This is a genomic window from Billgrantia hypersalina (assembly GCF_052584175.1).
Genome location: NZ_JBMIQI010000019.1, coordinates 37,596 through 55,705, shown reverse-complemented (window position 1 = coordinate 55,705; position 18,110 = coordinate 37,596). Strand labels below are relative to the sequence as shown.

15 protein-coding genes are annotated in these 18,110 nt (G+C 66.9%); 1 reads left to right on the top strand and 14 read right to left on the bottom strand.

The window, feature by feature from the left end; all coding sequences use genetic code 11:
- Window positions 1-2 precede the first annotated feature (2 nt).
- From ACOJCM_RS18475 to ACOJCM_RS18465, 3 genes are read right to left on the bottom strand one after another with little or no spacing between them, the layout of a single operon-like run.
- A complete protein-coding gene (locus tag ACOJCM_RS18475; protein WP_445213547.1) occupies window positions 3-1,184 on the bottom strand; it encodes a lipocalin-like domain-containing protein in 1,182 nt (393 codons plus the stop codon).
- Window positions 1,181-3,676 carry an FtsX-like permease family protein gene (locus tag ACOJCM_RS18470; RefSeq protein WP_445213546.1) on the bottom strand — a complete coding sequence of 832 codons (2,496 nt, stop codon included), beginning with the start codon at window positions 3,674-3,676 and terminating at the stop codon, window positions 1,181-1,183. Before ACOJCM_RS18470 ends, ACOJCM_RS18475 begins: the two co-directional genes overlap by 4 nt.
- Window positions 3,676-4,359 carry an ABC transporter ATP-binding protein gene (locus tag ACOJCM_RS18465; protein ID WP_445213545.1) on the bottom strand — a complete coding sequence of 228 codons (684 nt, stop codon included), beginning with the start codon at window positions 4,357-4,359 and terminating at the stop codon, window positions 3,676-3,678. The genes ACOJCM_RS18470 and ACOJCM_RS18465 overlap by 1 nt, the downstream gene beginning before the upstream one ends.
- Window positions 4,360-4,484: 125 nt before the next feature.
- Between ACOJCM_RS18465 and ACOJCM_RS18460 the strand changes: the two genes are divergently transcribed.
- On the top strand, window positions 4,485-5,501 hold the full coding sequence (locus ACOJCM_RS18460; RefSeq protein ID WP_445213603.1) for an AraC family transcriptional regulator ligand-binding domain-containing protein: 1,017 nt from the start codon (window positions 4,485-4,487) through the stop codon (window positions 5,499-5,501).
- Between the two features lies 1 nt (window position 5,502).
- Here the strand turns inward: ACOJCM_RS18460 and ACOJCM_RS18455 are convergent, their stop codons facing one another.
- From ACOJCM_RS18455 to ACOJCM_RS18405, 11 genes are all read right to left on the bottom strand, one after another.
- On the bottom strand, window positions 5,503-7,155 hold the full coding sequence (locus ACOJCM_RS18455) for a fatty acid--CoA ligase (RefSeq protein WP_445213544.1): 1,653 nt from the start codon (window positions 7,153-7,155) through the stop codon (window positions 5,503-5,505).
- 97 nt (window positions 7,156-7,252) lie between these two features.
- On the bottom strand, window positions 7,253-8,443 hold the full coding sequence (gene bktB / locus ACOJCM_RS18450) for a beta-ketothiolase BktB (protein ID WP_445213543.1): 1,191 nt from the start codon (window positions 8,441-8,443) through the stop codon (window positions 7,253-7,255).
- Between the two features lie 35 nt (window positions 8,444-8,478).
- The gene (locus tag ACOJCM_RS18445) at window positions 8,479-9,636 is read right to left on the bottom strand and encodes an acyl-CoA dehydrogenase family protein (RefSeq protein WP_445213542.1); all 1,158 of its coding nucleotides are present in this window, start codon (window positions 9,634-9,636) and stop codon (window positions 8,479-8,481) included.
- 3 nt (window positions 9,637-9,639) lie between these two features.
- On the bottom strand, window positions 9,640-11,187 hold the full coding sequence (locus ACOJCM_RS18440) for a fatty acyl-CoA synthetase (protein ID WP_445213541.1): 1,548 nt from the start codon (window positions 11,185-11,187) through the stop codon (window positions 9,640-9,642).
- Window positions 11,188-11,232: 45 nt separating this feature from the next.
- Entirely contained in the window at window positions 11,233-12,453 is a 1,221-nt protein-coding gene (locus ACOJCM_RS18435; RefSeq protein ID WP_445213540.1) for an ABC transporter substrate-binding protein, read from the bottom strand.
- 344 nt (window positions 12,454-12,797) lie between these two features.
- Window positions 12,798-13,910: an SMP-30/gluconolactonase/LRE family protein gene (locus ACOJCM_RS18430; protein WP_445213539.1), complete on the bottom strand. Its 1,113-nt coding sequence runs from the start codon at window positions 13,908-13,910 to the stop codon at window positions 12,798-12,800.
- A 212-nt stretch (window positions 13,911-14,122) separates the two neighbouring features.
- Complete coding sequence (locus ACOJCM_RS18425) at window positions 14,123-15,187, bottom strand: metal ABC transporter solute-binding protein, Zn/Mn family (RefSeq protein WP_445213538.1); 1,065 nt, start codon at window positions 15,185-15,187, stop codon at window positions 14,123-14,125.
- A 38-nt stretch (window positions 15,188-15,225) separates the two neighbouring features.
- A complete protein-coding gene (locus ACOJCM_RS18420; protein ID WP_445213537.1) occupies window positions 15,226-16,116 on the bottom strand; it encodes a metal ABC transporter permease in 891 nt (296 codons plus the stop codon).
- On the bottom strand, window positions 16,113-16,847 hold the full coding sequence (locus ACOJCM_RS18415) for a metal ABC transporter ATP-binding protein (protein WP_445213536.1): 735 nt from the start codon (window positions 16,845-16,847) through the stop codon (window positions 16,113-16,115). The genes ACOJCM_RS18420 and ACOJCM_RS18415 overlap by 4 nt, the downstream gene beginning before the upstream one ends.
- Window positions 16,847-16,996 (bottom strand): hypothetical protein, encoded by a 150-nt coding sequence (locus tag ACOJCM_RS18410; protein WP_445213535.1) that lies wholly within the window; start codon window positions 16,994-16,996, stop codon window positions 16,847-16,849. The genes ACOJCM_RS18415 and ACOJCM_RS18410 overlap by 1 nt, the downstream gene beginning before the upstream one ends.
- A 139-nt stretch (window positions 16,997-17,135) precedes the next feature.
- Window positions 17,136-18,035 (bottom strand): metal ABC transporter permease, encoded by a 900-nt coding sequence (locus tag ACOJCM_RS18405; protein WP_445213534.1) that lies wholly within the window; start codon window positions 18,033-18,035, stop codon window positions 17,136-17,138.
- Window positions 18,036-18,110: the final 75 nt, after the last annotated feature.

The following is an 18,110-nucleotide window of genomic DNA, read 5'->3' as shown; positions in this document are numbered from 1 at the left end:
GCTCAGTAGCCGGTCATCTCCAGATAGCCGATGCCCCTATCGTCACCGCTATCCGCGTCCCTGGCGATCACCTCGCCCTCCCAATAGGGTACGCTAGTGGTCATCCAGCGCTCGGCATTCGGCGCCTCGACAATCAACTCGACTCCGGCACGAGGCACATCCAGACGCCAGCGCAGTGGTACCTGGCGCCCCGCGACCTCTCGTGTCTCGAGCGGTGCCATGACAATTTCGTCGGGGGCCAGCGCCAAGGGTTCGCCGTCAGGCGAAATCCAGGTGCCCGAGCGGTAGTCGCCACCGTCCTCGCCGCCGCCGCGCAGTTGGAATGCCATCAGCCGGTGGCCGCTCTCCAGATGCAGCGAGAACCAGTCCCAGCCCTGCTGGTCGGGCCCCAGCAGTTGGCTGCTCCATTCGCGATCGAGCCAGCCGCGCCCGCTCACCGTGCGGGTTTCGCCATCCAGCGTCACTTCCCCTTCGATGCGCCAGAACGGCTGGCTGTAGTACATCGAGCCCTGGCCGTCGGCGGCCTTCTGGCTGAAGCCGGCGCTCCCATGCCGCACCAGCGGCCCCTCGGCGCTGAGGGTCAGGTCGAAGCCGAAGCCGCCGTGCTCGTCATCCTGATGGGCCGTCAGGGCGAGCTCGGTGAAGGTGTCGTCTTTCTGCGTTTCGTCCGGCGTTTTACCTGTCGTTTCGCCTGTCGTCTCGATGGGGCTGATCAGCTGCCAGTGGTCGATCCAGGCGCGAAAGGGCTCGGCACGCGTACCCGCCTGGCCGCTTTCCTCCTGTAAATGGCTGCGGGCGAAGCGCTCCGCCACACGATGCGTGTCGCCCTGCGATACCGCCATGTGGGCCATCCACAGCTGATCGGCAGCCCAGGGGGTAGGCTTGGGGCGCTCCTCGGGAGGAACGAGCGCCTGGCGAAACAGCGTCCACTGCAGGCCCAGCGGCGCGCCGCGCTCGTCTTCCAGATTGGCGGTGAGGTACCACCACTCGATGCGGTAGTCCGGGTGGGCGGCGTGATCCTCGGGGAAGCGCAATGCGATGTCGTCATGCGCCTGGGCGAAGTCACCGGCTTCTTCTCCCAGCCCGGCGAAACCGGCCGTCTCGTCGGGCGGCGACTGCTCTTCGCAGCCCGCCAGCCAGACGGCGGCCAGCAGCAGGATCGAGACGAAAATGATGCGTGTCATGCCGACTCCTCCACCAGCAGGGCGCGGGGTGGCGTACGCCACAGGCGGATGGCCGGCAGAGCGGCAGCGGCCAGTGCCACGCCCACCGCGGTAGCCAGCGTCAGCATCATGTCGCCGGGGAAGACGTGCAGCGGCAGGCGCCAGCCGAAGGCGGCCACATTGATCACCGCCACCAGCCCCAGCGCCAGCAGGGTGCCCAGCGGCAGTGCCAGAGCGCCGACAAACAAGGCCGTGCCGCCGAGCTGGGCCAGCTGCACCGCGACCAGCCGCGCTCGGGGCACACCCAGCGCCCACAGCGGCGCCAGCCGACGGCGGCGGTCCCGGGCCTGGGCCAGCAGGCTGGCGAGCAGCGCCAGGGCGGCTACCGCCAGGGTCAGTGCGGAGAGTGCCCGGGTGATGGTGAAGGTGCGCTCGAAAATGTCGATGGACATGCGCTTCACCTCGCGCTGGTCGATCAACGCGTCGCTGCCGAAATCGAAGCGGCGCTGCAGGGCCTCGGCGAGCGTCTCTCCCCCCGCCCCCGGGGCGAGCAGGATGCCGATGGAGCTGGGAGCGGCGGCGAAGCGCTGGGCCAGCTGCGGCGTGGCCAGCAGCACCTCGCCGCGAGTGTTGCCGTAGTCGGGGTACACCGCCGCCACCGTCAGCGTCTCCTGACCGCCCGGGGCCGACAGCGTCAGGCGATCACCCGGGGCAAGCCCCTGGTCGATAGCCAGCTGCTCGTTGACGAACGCCTCGCCCGCGGCGAAATCACGCCAGGCGGCGTCACGCCCGGCCTGTGTCTCGAGCAGTGGCCAGCGGGGTATCAGCGCCGCGCCGGGAGTGATGCCATAAAGGCCGACCGGCAGAAATAGCGGGCGCGAATCGTCGCTGTCCTCTATCGCAACCAGTGTGGCCTCGGCATGGCGGGTGGGCAGCAGCTCTTCGACCTCGCCGAGCCCGGCCAGCCAGGCCTGCACTTCCTCGAATTGTTCGGGCGGCGGGCGCAGGTAGAAATCCGCCACCAGGCGCTGGTCGAGCCAGTCGAGAAAGGTGAGGCGAAAGCCGCCGACCATGCTGCTCACGCCCAGGTTGGCGGACAGCGCAATCAGCAGCGCCATCATGGCCAGCGCCAGTCGCGGTAGCTGGAGTTGAAGGTCGGCCAGGGCCCACTGTGCCAGTGGCTGCCGCCGCACCATCCGGCCAAGGCCGGCCAGGAGCAGCGCCAGCAGCGGCGACAGCAGCAGAGCGCTGGCCAGCAGCAGGGCGGCCATCAGGCCGAAGCCGGCCATGAGCCCCTCACCCGCGGGCTGGCGCGTCAGCCACGCCCACAGCGCCAGCCCGGCCAGGGCGACAATGCCTCCCGTCAGTACCATGCCGCGCAGCTGTCGGTAGAAGCCGTGGCGCCAGGCCTGGGCCTGGCCCAACCCCAGCACGCTTAGCCGTGCCGCGCGCCATAGCACACCGCTGCCGGCCAGCAGCAATCCACCCAGGGTGACGCCGAGCCCGCCGAGCCAGTAGTGCCAGGGAAGGTTGAGCGTGACCGCCACATCGGCGCCGTAGAGGCTGCCCAGGGTGGCCGCCACGTCGGGCAGCAGCAGGCGGGCGAGCCACACGCCGCTGACGATGCCGGCCAGGGCGCCGATGAGTCCCAGCAGCACAAGCTCCAGGGCGAGCAGGCCGACCAGGGCGCGACCCGACACGCCCAGTGCGCGCAGCGTGCGCAGCAGCCCCAGCCGCTGCTCCAGCGCCAGGCCCAGTGCCGCCTGGACGATGAACAGCCCCACCACCAGCGCCAGCAATGCCATGGCGGTAAGGTTGAGGTGGAAACTCTCGGTGAGCTGGCCGGGCGAGACCAGCGTGGTCGAACGGGTCAACACGAGCCCCTGCGGGGCACTTTCCAGCGCACCGGGGTCGGTGACCAGGCGCGAAAGGCGCGGACCGGCGTCGAGTAGTATCGCCGCGGCGGCGATGTCCATCACCAGGGTGTCGGGCGGCAGGGAGGGTACCAAGGTCAGCGGTGGCAGCCTGCCTTCGCCCAGCGGCGGCTCGGCGCCGGCAGCCTCGCGTTGGCTCAGGCCCAGGGCAGGCAGGGTATCCGGAGCCACCCGGGTCTGCCACGGTGGGGCGAGGAAATCGGTGAGCTCCCCACTGCTGCCGGCGCTGGCAAAGGCGTTATCGCCCGGCAGGGTGAAAGGCTCGATGCCGATCACCGTCAATGTCGTGCCGTCAGGGGCTTCCATCTCGCCCTGCAGCAGCGGCGAGACGGGTAGCCCGGCGCGGCGCAGGCGCAGGAAGTCGTCGCGAGACAACGGCTCGCCGTCGCGGCGCTCCAGGCGGTCGAGCCCGGTGGTGAATAGTGCCTCGGCGCGGGCGTAGCTGTCGCGTGCCGAGGTGTTGATCGCCTGCACGCCGCTCCACAGGGCGCCGGCCACCCACAGGCCCAGCAGCAGCATGGCGAGCTGGCCAGGGTGGCGTTTGTAGTGGGAGAGAAGCGTTGTCAGCGCGGTCAACATCAGCGGTGGCTCGCCTCCCTCTCAGGAGGCGGATCGAGCCGGCCGTGGGTCAGGCGCAGGCGTCGGTTCAGCGGCGCCGCGACTCGCGGGCTATGGGTCACCATCAGCAAGGCGCTGCCGGCCTCGCGCACCAGGTCCAGCAGAAGTTCGAGCACTTCGCCGGCAGTCGCCTCGTCGAGGTTGCCGGTGGGCTCGTCGGCAAGCAGCAGGGCAGGGCGCGGGGCCAGGGCGCGACCGATGGCCAGGCGCTGCTGCTGGCCGCCGGAGAGCTGCTCGGGGTAGCGTCGTTCCAGCCCGGCCAGACCCAGCCGCTCGATGAGGTGCGCCGACCACTCGGGGCGTTCGCGCCCGGCCAGCCGTGCCTGCAGGCGCAGGTTGTCGCGCACGTTCAGGCTCGGCACCAAGTGGAACTGCTGAAACACCAGCCCCAGGGTGTCGCGGCGCAGGCGGGCGCGGTCGGGCTCGTCCAGCGTGGAAATCGAGCGGCCGGCAACAAACACCCCACCCGCATCCGGCAGGTCGAGCCCCGCGGCCAGGTGCAGCAGGGTCGACTTGCCGCTGCCGGACTCGCCCATCAGCGCCAGGCTCTCACCAGCCTCCAGGCGCAGGTCGACGCCCGCCAGCACCGCAAGCGGCCCTTGGGGGGTGGCATAGGTCTTGTGAACCTGGCGGAATTCGAGCATGGCGGCTCCCGTCGACGGCGCAGCGATCATGCCATGGTCGCAGAGTATCCAACCAAGGCAGCGAGTAACTTACCATGACCACACGGCCCGATGTCGTCAGGCCGGAATCGGGGAGAGAGTGGCAAGTGACCGTCACGGTATCCATGCATTTCGTCAACGAGCTGTTCCGCGGCGTGCCTGAAGCCGATGCGGCGCGTCCCGGCTACCTGGCGCGCGCGGGCATCTCGCCGTTCCTGCTCACGGCACCCCATGGGCGGGTCACGGTGGAGCAGTTCGCCACGCTCTACCGGCTGCTGGTCAACGACCGCGACGACGAGACGCCGGGCTTCTTCACCCGTCCCCTACGCGGAGGCACGCTGAAACTGCTGTGCCTCAGCGTGCTGGAGGCGCCCACGCTCAAGGTGGCGCTGCACCGCTTTACGCTGTTCTTTCGCATCGTGCTGGACGATTTCGGCTATGAATACGACGTTCATGACGGCCTGGTGCGGGTGGCGCTGGTGGAGCATCGGCCGCCGGCGGGTAGCCGCATTCTCGTTCACGAGCTGATGCTGAAGCTCTTCCATGGCATCGCCTCGTGGATGATCGCGCGTAAGATCCCGCCGCTGATGATGGAGTGCGCCTATGCGCAGCCGGCCCACAGTGCCGACTATCTCTACTTCTACCCGGGCAAGGGGAGCTTCGAGCGGCCGCAGACCGCCATCTACTTCGATGCCGCCCTGCTCGAGCAGCCGATTCGCCAGACCAAGAAGCACCTGGGCGCCTTCCTGCGCCGGGCGCCGGCCGACTGGTTCTACGTCTCCTTCGAGGAACGGCTGGTGTCGCATCGGGTGCGCGAGCACCTCGCGCGCCACCTGGCCACGTCGGGCTCGGTGGAGGATGTGGCCCGGGCACTGCACATGTCGGTGCGCACCCTGGCGCGGCGGCTGGCGGCCGAGGGCACGCACTTCCAGGCGGTAAAGGACGAGTTCCGGCGCGACTTCGCCGTTCAGGCACTGACCCGCTCCGAACGGCCGCTGCCGGTCATTGCCGACGAGCTGGGCTTTCGCGACCTGGCATGCTTCAGCCGCGCCTTCAAGGCCTGGACCGGCAACTCGCCCGCCGCCTACCGGCGGGCGCGCGTGCCCCTTACACGAGCATCCTGAATCAGACCTCGTGCCGAATGCGTTTTTTGTCGAGTTTGCCCACGCTGGTCTTGGGGATCTCATCGACGAAGCGCACGAAGGAAGGAATCGCCCAGCGGTTGATGCGGCCCTCTTCGACGAAGCGTTCGAGAAACGCCTGGACCTCCTCGGCCTGGGGCGGTGCGTTGAGGTCACTGGGTACCGCCAGGGCTGCGGGGCGCTCGCCCCACTTTTCGTCGGGCACACCGATCACCGCTACCTCCGAGATGCCCGGGCATTGGCCGATCAGGTTCTCCAGCTCCAGCGAGGAGATCCACTCGCCGCCGGTCTTGATTACATCCTTGATGCGGTCGCGGATGTGCAGGAAGCCGCGCTCGTCCAACACCGCCACGTCGCCGGTGTGCAGCCAGCCGTCGCGCCACAGCTCCTCGCTGCGGGCCTCCTCCTTGTAGTAGCCCTGGGTGAGCCAGGGAGCGCGCACACGCACCTCGCCGACGCTCTCGCCATCTCGGGGTAGGGCGTTGCCGCTCTCGTCGACCACTTCCAGACGCACCAGCGGTACGGGCAAGCCCGCCTTGCAACGCCACGGCAGTTGAGTGGCGAAATCGGCTTCGTCGATGTCCCGTGGCAGGATATCGGCGGTGAGCAGCGGGCAGGTCTCGGACATGCCGTAGGCACTGCGCGTGTCGATACCGAGCTCCCAGGCCTTCTGCGCCAGCGGCTGGGTCAGGGCACTGCCGCCCACCAGGACCTTCCAGCCCGTGAGATCGACCTTGCCCGAAGCGATCGCCTCGGCGCTCACCACCATGTTGAGCAGCGTGGGTACGCAGTGAGAGAAGTCGACCTTCTCACTTACCAGCAACCGGACCAGCATTTCCGGTTCGTAGCGCCCGGGGTAGACCTGGGTGGCGCCCATCAGCGTGGCGGTGTAGGGCACGCCCCACGCGTGCACGTGAAACATCGGCGTAATGGGCATGTACACCTTGTCGCGGTTGAGCAGCTCGAAGCCCGGGGACTGGAAGGTGCTAGCCTCGCCCAGGGTGTGCAGTACCAGCTGGCGGTGGGTGAAGAACACGCCCTTGGGATTGCCGGTGGTGCCGGTGGTATAGAACAGCGTGGCCACCGCATTCTCGTCGAAGGTGGGAAAGTCATAGTGGGCCGGCTGCTCGGCCAATAGCGCCTCGTATTCCCCGACCAGGCTCAGCGAACTCTGAACCTCGGCGGGAGCGTCCTGGCACAGCAGGTAGCCGCGAATGCGGGGCAGGCGTTCGGAAAGCGGCTCGAGCAGAGGCAAGAAGTCCTCATGCACTAGTACGAAGTCGTCCTCGGCGTGATCCATGGTGTAGTGAATCTGCTCCGGTGACAGGCGCACGTTTACGGTATGCAGTATCGCGCCGAGCATGGGGATGGCAAAGAACGCTTCCAGGTAGCGATGGCTGTCCCAATCGAGCACCGCCACCACGTCACCGGCCTCGACGCCTTGAGCGCTGAGAACGTGGGCGAGCTGATGGACACGCTCACGAAAGCGCTGGTAGTCATGGCGGCCCAGGTCTCGGTAGACGATCTGGTTGCTGCCGGCCATGCGCACGCCGGAGTCGAGCAGCTCGCCGATCAGTAACGGCGGATTGGTTGCGGAGGGCGTGGCAGGCAAAATCTTCGGCGTGACGGTTTTCATGTGCGGCTCCTTGTCGTTGTAGCCGTCCTGGGCTCTGTCCGAGAACCGCTTGCACTCGTCGAGGCTGTGGACAGAGCCTGGTGCTTCGTGTGGTCGCTTAGATGGGACGCTCCATGAGCAGGGCGATGCCTTGCCCCCCGCCGATACAGAGCGTGATCAGCCCATAGCGGCCGCCGGTGCGCTCCAGCTCGGCCAGCGCCTTGATGATCAGTATCGCGCCGGTGGCGCCGACGGGATGACCCAGCGCCACGGCGCCGCCGTTGGGGTTGAGCCGCTCGGCAGAAAAATCGAGCTCGCGGGCCACCGCCATGGCCTGTGCGGCGAAGGCCTCGTTGGATTCGATCACGTCGATGTCGGCGATGGAGAGCCCGGCCTCGTCGAGGCAACGTCGCACGGCGGGAATCGGCCCCAAGCCCATCAGGCTGGGCTCGACACCGGCGGTGCTGGCGCAAATCAGCCGGGCGCGGGGCGTCAGCCCGCGGCGGCTGGCCTCGTCGGCGTGGGCCAGCACCAGCGTCGCGGCGCCGTCGTTGATGCCCGAGGCGTTGCCGGCGGTGACCACGCCCTCCTTGGCGAAGGCGGGTTTGAGCCGGGCGAGGTCCGCCAGGGTGACGCCGTCGCGCACGTGCTCGTCGCGGTCGAACTGGCGCTCACCTTTGCCCTCGCGCACCGTGACCGGCACGATCTGTTCGTCGAAGCGGCCCTCGGCGATGGCGCGGGCGGCCTTTTGGTGGCTCTCCAGGGCGAAGCGGTCGATCGCCTCGCGGCCGAGCCCACAGCGCTTGGCGATGTTCTCGGCGGTCACGCCCATATGGCCGCTGCCGAAGGGGTCGCTGAGTACGCCCAGGGTCAGGTCGGTGACGCTGGCGTGACCCATGCGCAGCCCGTTGCGCGCCTGGGGCGGCAGCAGGTAGGCGCCGCGGCTCATCGACTCGGCGCCGCCGGCCAGCGCCAGGCGACTGTCACCGAGCACGATCTGCTGGGCGGCGGAGAGCACGGCTTGCACGCCTGAGCCGCACAGGCGATTGACGTTGAAGGCCGCGGCACCTTCGGGCACGCCGGCCTCCAGCGCGATGTGGCGGGCCAGGTAGGCGTCCTGCGGTCCGGTGGTGATGATATGGCCGTAGACGGCGTGGTCGATCTCGTCGGCCTCGACACCGGCGCGTACCAGCGCCTCGCGGGCGGTCACGGTGCCCAGCTCATGCGGGGCGAGCCCGGCCAGGCTGCCGCCGAAGCTGCCGATGGCAGTGCGGGCACTGCCGAGGATGACCACGGAATCGAGCCGCATGAGATTCTCCTGTTTCCTGTTGCCTTGGGAAGCGCTCAGGCCACCGCGCTCTTGCCGAGCAGCGAGCGGGCGATCACTTCCTTCATGATTTCCGAGGTGCCGGCGTAGAGGGTCTGCACGCGGGCATCCAGGTAAAAACGCGAAATCGGGTATTCCCGGGTATAACCATAGCCGCCGAACAGCTGCAGGCAGGCGTCGATGGTGCGGCACTGCATCTCGCTGAGCTGCAGCTTGAGGATGGCGGCGTCGGTGCCGCTCATCTCGCCGCGGCGATACTTCGCCACGCACTGCTCGAAGTAGGCGCGGCCCATGTCGATCTGCGCGCGCACCTCGGCCAGGGTGAAGCGGGTGTTCTGAAAATCACCCACGGCGCGGCCGAAGGCGCGGCGCTCGCGCACGTAGTCGAGGGTCAGCGCCAGCGCACCCTCCATGGCGCCCAGCGCCTGGGCCGCCACGCCGAGGCGCTCGCGGGGCAGTTCCTGCATCAGGTAGGCGAAACCGCTGCCGGCCTCGCCGAGCAGGGCCTCCTCCGGCAGATGCAGGTCATCGAAGAACAGCTCGGCGGTATCGCTGGCGTGCTGGCCGATCTTCTTGATCGGTTGGCCGCGTGAAAAGCCGGCAAGCGAGGTATCGACCAGGAACAACGACACGCCGCGAGCGCCGGCGGCGGGGTCGGTCTTGGCGCATACGATCACCAGATCGGCCACCTGGCCGTTGGTGATGAAGAGTTTGCTGCCGTCGAGTCGCCAGCCGCCTACGCTGCGGCTGGCGCGGGTCTTCATCGCCGCCAGGTCGCTGCCTGCCCCCGGTTCGGTCATGGCGATAGCGCCGATCGCCTCGCCGCTCGCCATGGCCGGCAGCCAGCGCTCGCGCTGGGCCGGCGTGCCGATGTGCAGCAGGTAGGGCATGACGATATTGGCGTGGATGTTGTAGGCGCTGGCCAGGCCACCGAAGCCCTGCCGCGAGATTTCCTCCAGCGCCAGTTGGACGATGGCGAAGTCGGCGCCGCTGCCGCCCATCTCCTCTGGCAGGTCGATGCCCAGCAGGCCGGCCTCGCCGAGCTTCTGCCACAGCGAGCGCGGCATCTCCCCGGCGGCCTCCCAGGCTTCATAGTGGGGCACTACCTCCTGCTCGAGAAAGCGCCGGATGGTGTCGTGGAACAGCGGCGTCAGGTCGTCTTGCGGCGTGCTCATGGGTCAGCCCAGCTCCTTGCGCAGGTGGCGCTTGAGTATCTTGCCGGCGGTGCTCTTGGGCAGGGTCTCGGCGAACAGGATCCGCTTGGGCACCTTATAAGGTGCCATGCAGCCCTTGGCGTGCTCGATCAACTCCGCTTCGCTCACCTCCATGCCCGCCTTGGGCACTACCACGGCGGTGATTGCCTCGATCCACTTCGCGTCGGGCAAGCCGATCACGGCCACTTCTGAAACGGCAGGGTGCTTGAACAGGCCCTCTTCCACTTCGCGGCTGGCCACCACCACGCCGCCGGTGTTGATCACGTCCTTGATGCGGTCGACCACGTAGAGGTAGCCCGCCTCATCGAAATAGCCCACGTCGCCGGAGTGGAACCAGCCGCCGTTAAAGGCCTCCTCGGTCATGTCGGGCTTGTCCCAGTAGCCGGTGAGCAACTGCGGCGAGCGATGTACGATCTCGCCGTGCTCGCCGGGCGGCACGTCGTTCATCTCCAGATCGGCGATGCGCGTTTCCACCGTAAGGATGGGGCGGCCCGCCGAGGCCGGGCGAGCGGCATGCTCCTCGGGACGCAGCACCGTGGCCAGCGGGGCGATCTCGCTCTGGCCGTAGCAGTTGTAGAGCCCCACGCCGGGAAGGCGCTGCTGCAGCTCCTCGAGCACTGGTACCGGCATGATCGAGGCGCCGTAGTAGGCCTTTTTCAGCGTCGTAAGATCGAAGCCGTCGAAGTCGGGATGACGCAGCAGGCTGATCCACACCGTGGGCGGGGCGAAAAACGAGACGATGCCCTCGGCGGCGATCTGCGCCAGGCAATCGTCAGGCAGCGGCGCCATGCGCAGGTGCACCGGGGCGCCGAGCAGCAGGCCGGGCATGAGGAACACGTGCATCTGGGCCGAATGGTAGAGGGGCAGGGCGGCGAGCATCGGCTCGTCGCCCTTGATGTCGAGCTCCACCATGCAGGCCATGTACTCGGCGAGTAGCGCCTGGTGGGTCATCATCGCCGCCTTGGGCGCTGCCGTGGTGCCCGAGGTGTAGAGCAGCTGGGCCAGGCTGGCACCCTCGATTTCGACCTCTGGCTCGCTAGCGTCGCCGGTGTCTTCATCGAGCGCTACCTGGAGCACGTCGAAGTCGCTGGGTGCTTCTGCATGCAGCGTGCCGGCGAGCGTAAGGCCAAGCCCGTCGCTCGCGTTCGCGACGTTGTCGGCCAGGCTCAGGTCGCTGAGCAGGCCACTCGCGCCGGACTGCTCGAGGATGTAGCGCAGCTCGTCGGCACCCAGGGCGAAGTTGATCGGCACATGGACCAGGCCGGCCCGGGTGGCGGCCAGCCAGGCAATCACGTAGGCGTCGGAGTTCTTGCCATAGGCGGCCAGGCGGTCTCCCGGGGCCAGGCCTGCTGCGAGCAGGCGGTTGGCGACCCGGTTCACCGCCCGGTTCAGTTCCGTGTAATTCCAGCGACGTCCCTCGAAGGCCAGTGCCAGCTTGTCGCCGTGCTTGCGTGCGCTGCGACTGAGTGCGGCGCCGATGGTGTTCTGCTGGATCTTGTGCTGAAGGCTCATGACGATCCTCTTGTTGTCGTTGTCGGGCGGCTATCGGTTGAACGGTCAGGCGTCGTGGACCAAGCGGCACTGGCTCTCCGACAGCGGGCGGAAGGCCTCCTCGGCGGGAATGGTGCGCACCACGCGGAACAGGTCGTCCTCGTTCTGCGATTCCTCGGGGGTCTTCACCTCAACCAGGTACATGTCATGCACCATGCGGCCGTCCTCACGGATGTAGCCATTGGTGGCGAAGATGTCATTGATCGGCGTATCCGCCATTTGCCGGCGTACGGACTGGGCCTCGTCGGTGCCGACGGCATCGACGGCGTGCAGATAGTGCAGCGTGCTGGAGTAGAGCCCGGCGTGAACCATGGTCGGCATGCTGCCGGTACGCTCGCGGAAGCGCTCGGCCCAGGCGCGAGTCTCGTCGTTGAGGTCGTAGTACCACGCCTTGGTGAACTGCAGCCCCTGGGCGGCCTCGAGGCCGATGCTGCGTACGTCGGTGCTGAACAGCACCATGCCGGCCAGCACCTGCCCCGCCTGGGTGATGCCGAATTCGCCGGCGGTGGTAATGGCGTTAATGGTGTCGGACCCGGCGTTGTTGAGCGCGATCACGTCGGCGCCGGAGGCCTGGGCCTGCAGCAGGAAGGAGGAGAAGTCGCTGCTGGGGAAGGGGTGGCGCGCCTTGCCCACCACGCTGCCGCCGTTCTCGTTAACCACCCGCTCCACGTCGCCTTCAAGCGCATGACCGAAGGCGTAATCGGCACTCAGCAGGTACCAGTTCTTGTGCCCCTCCTGAGTGATCGCCTTGGCGGTACCGTTGGACATCGCCCAGGTGTCGTAGACCCAATGGATGTGATTGGGCGAGCAGCTCTCGTTGGTCACACCTGAAGAGACGGCACCATTGACCAGGCCCAGGCGATTCTCCTCTTCCAGCAGTCGCACCGCGGCCAGGGTGACCGATGAGGCCACCAGGCCGGTGACCATGTCGACGTTGCGCTCGTCGATCCACTCACGTACCACGCTGGAGCCCACATCGGGGCTATTGCGGTCGTCGGCGCTGAAAACTTCGATGGTGGCCCCGGCCACACTGCCGCCGACGTCCTCGATGGCCATCCGGACCGCCTCCAGGCCGTTCGGTCCGATGGGGTCGCGGTATGGGCCCGACATGTCGGCGAGGTAGCCGATGCGGATCTCGTTGTCGGTGATCTCGGCATGCGCGGCCTGGCCGGCGAGCAGGACGGAAGCGGCAAGCGTACCCAGAGCGAAACGGCGTGTCGTTGTCATTGTGTGGCCTTTGTTCGTTGTTGTTGGCGACTGGCGTTGTTTGGTTGGTCTGTGGATAAGTCTGTGTATGGTTAGGTGAACTTTTGTGCAGAGGGTGTGGGCTACCTGTGCAGCCGCTCACTGCCCTGACATGCCCGTTCATGGTAGGAACAAAGCGGTTCGACAGGTTTACCCATCGCGCCATTTTTTTTGCATTTCGTGCCAGGCCTGAGGCGGCCGGGCAACGCAAGGGTTCCGGCCCATGCCAAGGGCAGGCGTAGCGAAAGGGAGGCGAGGGAGCGCGAAGCAATCAAGTGCGGAGGCGTTGCCGCCTCCGCTGATGGGGCATTGTCGTCAGGGCCGGGTCAGGGGTTGCCGGCCCAGACGGCGACGCCCTGGGTCTCGACATAGACGGCGTAGAGCGACTGGCTGGCGGTCATGAACAGGCGGTTTCGTCGGGGGCCGCCGAAACAGACGTTGGCGCAGGGCTCCGGCAGGTGGATCGTGCCGATGAGGGTGCCGTCGTCGGCGTAGATATGGACGCCATCATGATCGTCGGCATCGAACAGGCCGCCGAAGACGGCGCCGCACCACAGGTTGCCATCCCTATCCGCGGCCATGCCATCGATGAAGCCCGGCCCGACCTCGGCGAACTGGCGTTCGTTGGCCAGCCGTGTGCCGTCGTCTTCAACGTCCCATACCAGGATCTGATGAGGGTGCCCCGGCGTATGGGTGCCACCCGTATCGGATACGTAGAGGCGGGAGTAGTCGGGCGAGAAGGCGATGCCGTTAGGTTTCCTGACTTCGGCCATCTTCTCAACGCGGCCGCTCGCGGGATCGATGCGATAGACGGCTTCGGGCAGTTCGAAGTCGGCGATATGCCCTTCGTAGTGCATCAGGATGCCGTAGCCCGGGTCGGTGAACCAGATGCCGCCGTCGGGATGGACGATGATGTCGTTGGGGGCATTGAACGGCTTGCCGTCGAATGTGTCGGCCAGCACAGTGATGGTGCCGTCATGCTCGGTGCGCGTCACGCGGCGCGTGTCGTGCTCGCAGGAGAGCAGGCGGCCTTCCCGATCTCGCGTATTGCCATTGGTAAAGTGGGAGGGCTCGCGGAAGACGCTCACCTTGCCGGTTTCCTCCAGCCAGCGCATCTGCCGATTGTTGGGAATATCGCTCCAGACGAGATAGCCGCCGTCACCGAAATAGACCGGCCCCTCCGCCCAGCGGAAACCGGTGGCCAGGCGCTCGACCGCGGCATTGGCGAGGCGGTAGGCGCCGAAGCGTTCGTCGATGATTTCGATGGCTGGGTCGGGATAGGAAACGAGCGAGCCGTCCCAGGGACGCTCCTGGGCGAACAGGTTTTCAGGCTTGAGAATTGCCGCTGTACCTGCGGCAGCCGCTGCCCCCAGGAAGGTGCGCCGGGACAGTTGGGTGGGCGGCGTGGCCACAGGTTCGAGCCGGGTTTCGTCATGCATGCTTCATCCTCCCCTTGGACTTGTTCTTGAGGGTTCAGGGCTCCCTACGGGCCGAGAGTGGCCGAAGGAAGAGGCTTCGGACCATGGATCGCGATGAGAGGCTAACCAGCATAGTCGCGCTGCGAGGCGTTTGCTCGGGAAGTCGGCAAGCGGGCAAGAACGAAAAAAGGCGCCCCCTGGCGGGTGGCGCCTTTCGTCATGCCGGCACGCGTCTAGTGGTCGTGGCCATGGTCGTCATGACCATGCCCGTGGTCATCGTGCTCATGCTCGTCATGGTCCGCGTCGGCCAGGGCGTCGTGCAGCACTTGGGCGTTGTGACGCATCATGCCGAGGTAGGTACTGGCTTCGCCTTCCGTGGAGAGGGCGTCGGCATAGAGCGTGCCGGCGATCGGCAGTCCGGTCTCCTCGGCGAGCTGGTTGATTACCGCCGGGCTGGTCATGTTCTCGTGGAACAGGGCGCGTACGTTCTGCTCGCGGATCACGTCGATCAGCTGTGCCATGTCAGCGGCGCTGGGCTCGGCTTCGGTGGAGAGGCCGACCGGCGAGAGAAAGCGGATGCCGTAGGCGTTCGAGAAGTAGCCGAAGGAGTCGTGGCCGGTGATCACGCTGGTGGAAGCGGGGATCTCGCCCAGCAGCTCGCGAATCTCGGCATCGGTGGCTTCCAGCTCGTTGATATAGCGCTCGGCATTCTCGCGATAGGCGGCTTCATTGTCGGGGTCCGCCTCGATCAGGCCGTCGCGGATATTGCCCACGTAGACCTTGCCCATGGCCAGATCCTGCCAGCCGTGCGGGTCGTCGTCGCCATGCTCATGCTCGTCGTGGTCGTCCTGGCCGTGACTGTCGTGCTCATGTTCGTCGTGAGCGTGGCCATGCGCATCATGGCCGTGGGCGTCGTCATGACCGTGGGCATGATCGTGCTCGTGACCGTGATACTCGAGCTTGTCGATACCGTCAGCGGCGGTGACCAATGGTCCGTCGTAGTCGCTGGAATCGATCAACCGCTCCATCCAGCCTTCGAACAGCAAGCCGTTGAACACCACCAGGTCGGCATCGGCCAGTGAGCGCGCATCGCGTGGGCTCGGCGAGAAGACGTGGGTGTCGCTGTCGGGACCCACCAGCGAGGTGACCGCGGCGTGTTCGCCGCCCACGTTCCGCACCATGTCGGCGAGGATGCTGAAGCTGGTAACGACCTGAACGCGCTCGGCGGCAATGGCAGCCGGCAGTGCCAGCATGGCCGAAGCGCCCAGCAGCAGCGCGGTGGGTGTGGCATGACGCATGGCAAGTCTCCTCATGAGGCGGGTGGTTTCATGCATGTTCAGTGAGGTTCGGGGGCGCCGAGCGGCTCGGCGTGCCGCCGCATCTTCGCGATCAGGCTATGGTGGCGGCCGAACAGGGCGGAAAGAACGTAGCCCACGCCCGCCAGCAGGATGATGGCCGGCCCCGAAGGAATGCTGAGGTGATAGGAGAGCAGCAGGCCGCCGAGGCTGGCGACCATGGCCAGCACGATGGCGATGCTGATCAAGCCCTCAAGGCGCTTGCTCCAGAAGCGCGCGGTGGTGGCCGGCAGCATCATCAGGCCCACCGCCATCAGCGTGCCGAGGGTCTGGAAGCCGGCGGTGAGGTTGAGCACCACCAGGCCGAGAAAGATGCCGTGTACCAGGCTGCCCTGCATGCCCTGGCCACGCAGGAACAGCGGGTCCAGGCATTCCACCACCAGCGCCCGGAAGATCAGCGCCAGGGTAATCACGATCACGCTGCTGATGGCGGCGATCAGCAGCAGGGCGGTCGAGTTCACCGCCAGGATCGAGCCGAACAGCACGTGGGTCAGGTCGACGCTGCTACCACCCAGCGAAACCAGCATGACACCCGCGGCCAGCGAGATGAGGAAGAAGCTGGCCATGGCCGAATCCTCCCGGTGGCCGGTCATCTGCGAGACGCTGCCCGCCAGTACCGCGATCAGCAGCCCCGAGAGTACGCCGCCCAGGCTCATGATCGGCAACGAGAAGCCGGCGAGCAGGAAGCCCAGCGCCACGCCGGGCAGGATGGCATGAGCCATGGCGTCGCCGATCAGGCTCATGCCGCGCAGCATCAGGAACACGCCCATGGGCGGGGCCGCCAGCGACAGGGCCAGGCCGGCCACTGCCGCGCGGCGCATGAAACCGTAGTCGAAGGGGGCGATCAGCCACTCGTGAAGCAGCTCCATCATGCGTTGACCCCCGGTATCCCCAGCGCCAGGCGAGCCGAATCGGCGGCACTGGGCTGGCTCTGGAGCACGGCTTGGGCCGTGGTCCAGCGGGCGTGTCCTCCCGTCAGGACCACGACCTCTTCGGCCAGGCGGGCGAGCTGTTCCATGTCATGCAGTACCACGATGAGGGTGACACCGTCCGCCGCCATGTCGCGCAGCACCGTCATCAGCACTTCGACGGTTTCTGCATCGACGTTGGCAAACGGCTCGTCGAGCAGCAGCAACTCGGCTTCCTGCATCAGCGTGCGGCCGATCAGCGCGCGCTGACGCTGGCCGCCGGAGAGCTCGCCCAATGGGCGGTGGGCCAGGTGCGAGATGCCCAGGCGGGCCATCACCTCGCGGCCACGGCGGTAGTGGCGGGCACAATAGCCGGTGAGTGCGCCGTGGCTCGGCCAACTGCCGGTCATCACCAGCTCCTCGACGCTCATGGGAAAGGTGAGATCAAGGGCCAACTGCTGGGGTAGCCAGGCGCGGCGCTCCTTGGGAACGGCGCAGCGCACCTTGCCCTTGACCGGGCGCAGCATGCCCATGATGCCCTGGATCAGGGTGCTCTTGCCGGCACCGTTGGCGCCGACCAGAGCGGTGATCGCACCGTCGCGAAAGCGTCCGTTGACGTTCTCGAGCACGGTGCGGTTGGCCTGGGCCAGCTGCAGGTCTACGAGCTCGAGGCGTGAGGTGGGTTGCGCGGCCATCAGCCCCACCATCCTGCCGCCCAGGAGACGGCGAGCCAGAGCACGCCCAGCGGAGCGGCAACCAGCAACAGACGCCGCTTGGCGGAAAGCGACATCAAGGAAAAATGGCACGGCCCTTCGGGGCGATGACGGTGCGTGCGGTGTGCCATGGGAAGCCCTCGCGATCAATTAAGATATAACATAACAAAACGAGCGACGAAATGGGAGTCGCCTTGGCCTCATTGTGAGGATGAAAACCGGCTGACCCAAGGGCGGCAGTATCCAGAATTCGGTGCAAAAGGGAACCGCTCAGTGCGTCCCGCCGAGACGGCGAGGCGCCATGACACGCTTCGTGCCATGAAACCCCGTTCTCAGCCCCCGGTAGGGGCCCAGCACGACCGAAGCGACATACCCCAGCCCCGCCAGCAGGATAATGGCAGGGCCTGAGGGCAAGCCCGCGTGATAGGAGGCCAGCAGCCCCGTCACGCTGGCAGCCAGAGCGATACCAATGGCGATGGCGATCATGCCTTCGAGCCGCTGGCTCCAGTAGCGTGCCGCGGCGGCAGGCAGCAGCATCAGCCCAGCTGCCATTAGCGTGCCCAGCGTCTGGAAACCGGCCACCAGGCTGATCACCACCATGACCATGAACAGCGCATGGGTCCAGCCGGCATGACGCCCCTGCAGCGTCAGGAACTGCGGGTCGAGGCACTCCACCACCACGGCGCGAAAGGAAATGGCCAAGCCCAGCAGGATGGTACTGCTGGACAGGGCCACGAGCAGCAGCGTGCGGTTGTCGACCGCCAGAATAGTGCCAAACAAGACATGCCCAAGATCCAGTGCGTTGCCGGACAGGCTGACGATGGTCACGCCTGCCGCCATGGCGATCAGGAACAGGCTGGCCATGGCGGCATCTTCCTTGAGCCCACTGAACTGGGTCACGCCGCCTGCCATTGCCACGGTCACCAGCCCCGCCAGCACGCCGCCAAGCATCATCAACGGCAGGGAGAAGCCGGCCAGCATGAAGGCGACGGCCACGCCCGGCATGATGGCGTGCGACAGCGCCTCACCCATCAAGCTCATGCCGCGCAGCGTCAACAGTACGCCCAGAATCGGCGCCGAGAAAGACAGCGCCACGGAGGCGACCAGGGCGCGGCGCATGAAGGCGTAATCGAAAGGCGAGGTGAACCACCAGAGCAGTGTGTCGAGCATGGGATGCCGCCATATGATTTTTATATGTTATATCATAACAAAAACAGGGCGGCCAAGCCGATCGACGTTTAACCC

Bases quoted from the DNA above. Each gene is read 5' to 3' on its own strand.
- ACOJCM_RS18410 (WP_445213535.1), bottom strand. From the start codon at position 16,996: ATGGCACACCGCACGCACCGTCATCGCCCCGAAGGGCCGTGCCATTTT.
- ACOJCM_RS18470 (WP_445213546.1), bottom strand. From the start codon at position 3,676: ATGTTGACCGCGCTGACAACGCTTCTCTCCCACTACAAACGCCACCCT.
- ACOJCM_RS18425 (WP_445213538.1), bottom strand. From the start codon at position 15,187: ATGCGTCATGCCACACCCACCGCGCTGCTGCTGGGCGCTTCGGCCATG.
- ACOJCM_RS18435 (WP_445213540.1), bottom strand. From the start codon at position 12,453: ATGACAACGACACGCCGTTTCGCTCTGGGTACGCTTGCCGCTTCCGTC.
- ACOJCM_RS18465 (WP_445213545.1), bottom strand. From the start codon at position 4,359: ATGCTCGAATTCCGCCAGGTTCACAAGACCTATGCCACCCCCCAAGGG.
- bktB (WP_445213543.1), bottom strand. From the start codon at position 8,443: ATGCGGCTCGATTCCGTGGTCATCCTCGGCAGTGCCCGCACTGCCATC.
- ACOJCM_RS18405 (WP_445213534.1), bottom strand. From the start codon at position 18,035: ATGCTCGACACACTGCTCTGGTGGTTCACCTCGCCTTTCGATTACGCC.
- ACOJCM_RS18445 (WP_445213542.1), bottom strand. From the start codon at position 9,636: ATGAGCACGCCGCAAGACGACCTGACGCCGCTGTTCCACGACACCATC.
- ACOJCM_RS18420 (WP_445213537.1), bottom strand. From the start codon at position 16,116: ATGATGGAGCTGCTTCACGAGTGGCTGATCGCCCCCTTCGACTACGGT.
- ACOJCM_RS18430 (WP_445213539.1), bottom strand. From the start codon at position 13,910: ATGCATGACGAAACCCGGCTCGAACCTGTGGCCACGCCGCCCACCCAA.
- ACOJCM_RS18415 (WP_445213536.1), bottom strand. From the start codon at position 16,847: ATGGCCGCGCAACCCACCTCACGCCTCGAGCTCGTAGACCTGCAGCTG.
- ACOJCM_RS18455 (WP_445213544.1), bottom strand. From the start codon at position 7,155: ATGAAAACCGTCACGCCGAAGATTTTGCCTGCCACGCCCTCCGCAACC.
- ACOJCM_RS18440 (WP_445213541.1), bottom strand. From the start codon at position 11,187: ATGAGCCTTCAGCACAAGATCCAGCAGAACACCATCGGCGCCGCACTC.
- ACOJCM_RS18475 (WP_445213547.1), bottom strand. From the start codon at position 1,184: ATGACACGCATCATTTTCGTCTCGATCCTGCTGCTGGCCGCCGTCTGG.